This window comes from Pseudomonas sp. 18.1.10 (assembly GCF_024655625.1).
In the GTDB taxonomy this organism is placed as follows: Bacteria; Pseudomonadota; Gammaproteobacteria; order Pseudomonadales; family Pseudomonadaceae; genus Aquipseudomonas.
On the sequence record NZ_JANLGL010000433.1, the window covers coordinates 1 to 1,984 of the forward strand.

Below are 1,984 nucleotides of genomic sequence, written 5' to 3' on the forward strand. Positions count from 1 at the left end.
TCAGTCAACGAATGTATTGACTGATCCATCGCTTTCGCGAGCAAGCCCGCTCCCACACAAGCCAGCTCCCACATTGGGTTTTGCAGTGTGCTTGAGGACTTAGGCGCTGAAGCCACCGTCAATGGTCAGGCTGGCACCGGTGATGTAGCCGGCCTCTGGGCCTGCCAGGTAGGCAACGAAGCTGGCAATCTCTTCAACATGGCCATACCGGCCCACCGCCATCAACCCGATCAAGCTCTCGGCAAAATCACTGTTCGCCGGGTTCATATCCGTGTCCACCGGCCCAGGCTGCACATTGTTGATGGTGATGCCGCGCGGCCCCAGGTCTCGCGCCAAGCCCTTGGTCAGGCCCACCAGCGCCGCCTTGCTCATCGCATACGGCCCACCGCCACCAAAGGGCATGCGCTCGGCGTTGGTGCTGCCGATATTGATTACCCGGCCGCCGTCACCCATGTGTTTCGCCGCTTCCTGAGTCGCGATAAACACGCTGCGCACGTTGATCGCCAGGGTCTGGTCAAAATCTTCCAGCTTGAACTCTTCCAGCGGGGCGATGGCCAGTACGCCGGCGTTGTTCACCAGGATATCCAGGCGCCCAAAGGCTTCGACGGTGGCATTGACCGCGTTGCGGATCGCCTCGGCACTGGCGCTGTCGGCGTGGATCGCCAGGGCTTTGCCGCCCGCGCCGTTCACGTTGTTCTGCAGTTCTTCAGCCTTGGCGGCCGAGCTGACGTAGGTAAAGGCAACCGCTGCGCCCTGTGCGGCCAGGCGCTTGACGATGGCGGCACCGATGCCGCGGGAACCGCCTTGAATCAAGGCGACTTTGCCGCTGAGGTTTTGTGTGGTCATGTCGATCTCCTAGCTGTTCAAGGCGGAATGCCTTGTTGTTGGAGCCGAGTATCGACCTCACCCGTCCCTGCCGGTAGACCGTGATTGCTATAGTCTGTGTAAACCAAAAGTTTAGAGTGAGGCGATATGGAAAGCTTTGGCAGTATCGAATGCTTTGTGCGCAGCGCCGAAGGTGGCAGTTTTGCCGAGGCGGCGCGGCACCTGAGCCTCACCCCGGCGGCGGTGGGCAAGAGTGTCGCCAAGCTGGAGGCGCGCCTCGGTGTGCGCCTGTTCCAGCGCAGCACCCGGCGCCTGACCCTGACCGAAGCCGGCAAGTTGTTCCTCGACGAAGTCGGCGCCAGCCTCACCACCATCCAGAACGCGGTGGCCAATTTGGCCAGCGCCGAAGGGCGGCCGGTGGGCACGCTCAAGGTCAGCATGGGCACGGTGTTTGGCAATCGCTATGTGGTGCCGCTGCTGGGGGAATTCATGGCGCGCTTCCCGGATATCAGCCCGGATTGGCATTTCGATAACCGCCAGGTGGACCTGATCGGCCAAGGTTTTGATGCGGCGATCGGCGGCGGTTTTGAGCTGCCCCAGGGCGTGGTGGCGCGCAAGTTGACCCCGGCCCATCGGGTGTTGGTGGCCGCGCCGGATTACCTGGCGCAACGCCCGCCGGTCAATGCGCCAGAAGACCTGGCGCGCTGCAGCGGTATTCTTATCCGCTCGCCGCAAACCGGGCGCGTGCGTTCGTGGCAACTGACCAGCGCCGAGCGAGAGCATCGGCCGCTGGTGCTCAAGCCGGGCATGACCATGAGCGACTCCGAAGCCGCCTGCTGCGCCAGCGCCCAAGGCTTGGGCATTGCACTGGTGAGCATGCCGATGGCCGTGCCGTTCCTGGACAGTGGTGCGGTGGTGCGGGTGTTGCCGGACTGGTATGTGGATGATGGCAACATCTCTATCTATTACGCCGAGCACAAGTTGTTGCCGGGCAAGACCCGGGCGTTTGTGGATTTCATCATCGAGCAGTTTGCCGAGCAGCAGTGGGGGCGGCGGTTTAGTGCGGTTTAATGAGTCTGGTAGACCGAGTCGCCGGCATCGCAGGCAAGCCAGCTCCCACAGGGGAACGCATTTCAAAGTTGGAATGCGATCAACTGTG

General features: G+C 62.2%; 2 protein-coding genes. One reads left to right on the forward strand and one right to left on the reverse strand.

The window, feature by feature from the left end:
• Positions 1–99: 99 nt before the first annotated feature.
• The gene (locus NUV89_RS29495) at positions 100–846 is read right to left on the reverse strand and encodes a 3-oxoacyl-ACP reductase family protein (protein WP_257784092.1); all 747 of its coding nucleotides are present in this window, start codon (positions 844–846) and stop codon (positions 100–102) included.
• A 126-nt stretch (positions 847–972) separates the two neighbouring features.
• Here NUV89_RS29495 and NUV89_RS29500 point away from each other — a divergent pair, with 126 nt between their 5' ends.
• Positions 973–1,896 (forward strand): LysR family transcriptional regulator, encoded by a 924-nt coding sequence (locus tag NUV89_RS29500; protein ID WP_257784093.1) that lies wholly within the window; start codon positions 973–975, stop codon positions 1,894–1,896.
• Positions 1,897–1,984 lie beyond the last annotated feature (88 nt).

Excerpts from the sequence above, each read along its gene's own strand:
- NUV89_RS29495 (WP_257784092.1), bottom strand. The coding sequence starts at position 846 with ATGACCACACAAAACCTCAGCGGCAAAGTCGCCTTGATTCAAGGCGGT.
- NUV89_RS29500 (WP_257784093.1), top strand. The coding sequence starts at position 973 with ATGGAAAGCTTTGGCAGTATCGAATGCTTTGTGCGCAGCGCCGAAGGT.